Here is a 385-nt window from a genome sequence, read left to right as displayed (position 1 = left end):
GCAAAACTATGAAATTCCTTTATTAAAAGGTAATTCTAGAAACTTTTAGAGCCATTCAGGTTCTTCAAATATTTTTTTGGAGAGTTTGATCCTGGCTCAGGACGAACGCTGGCGGCGTGCTTAACACATGCAAGTCGAACGGGGCGACATATTTAACACCGAATTACTAAGTGGCGATGTTAGACCAGACAGCGTCGTGAATGTCTGCGAAGAATGAGCAGACTTCACCACGCATATATAAAAGTACTAACACAGCTAATTAGTGACTGGGTGTTAAATATGAAGCCTAGTGGCAAACGGGTGAGTAACGCGTAGGCAACCTGCCCTTCAGATGGGGACAACATTTCGAAAGGAATGCTAATACCGAATGAAGTGCATTGGCCGC

General features: G+C 43.6%; 1 rRNA gene. It reads left to right on the top strand.

Annotation, left to right across the window (positions count from 1 at the left end):
* Nucleotides 1-73: 73 nt before the first annotated feature.
* A 16S ribosomal RNA gene (locus QZV24_RS09380) occupies nt 74-385 on the top strand; the annotation flags it as partial.

The organism is uncultured Anaerovibrio sp., assembly GCA_902786545.1.
Lineage (GTDB): Bacteria > Bacillota > Negativicutes > Selenomonadales > Selenomonadaceae > Anaerovibrio.
This window is presented reverse-complemented; position numbering and strand designations above follow the sequence as displayed.